The organism is Pseudoalteromonas sp. S1650, from assembly GCF_005887195.1.
GTDB lineage: Bacteria > Pseudomonadota > Gammaproteobacteria > Enterobacterales > Alteromonadaceae > Pseudoalteromonas > Pseudoalteromonas simplex.
Genome location: NZ_PNDF01000235.1, coordinates 1 through 295 on the forward strand (window position 1 = coordinate 1; position 295 = coordinate 295).

Below are 295 nucleotides of genomic sequence, written 5' to 3' on the forward strand. Positions count from 1 at the left end.
CCCAAAGTAATCTTACTAGTAAACCAAGTTGATATGCTCAAGCCTGTTAATGAATGGACGCCGCCTTATGAAATCGAGGCACCTACATGTGAGAAAACTAAGATCATTCGTCAAGCACTCGACTTTAATCAGAACCTTATGCAACAAGATGTGACTTTGCCTCTGTCTATAGCGCAAGATAAACATCATTTTGGTGTTGAGAGGTTACAACAAACACTGATCGACAGCATTGCTGAAGCAAAAAATGTACAGAGAAATAGGCAGCCCATTGAAGCGATGGAGCGTGGCGTGCCAA

The 295-nt window shown here is 42.4% G+C and carries 1 pseudogene; it reads left to right on the forward strand.

The annotated features are described in order from the left end of the window. Window positions 1–295 (forward strand): annotated as a pseudogene (locus CWB80_RS22655) (GTPase family protein); the annotation flags it as partial.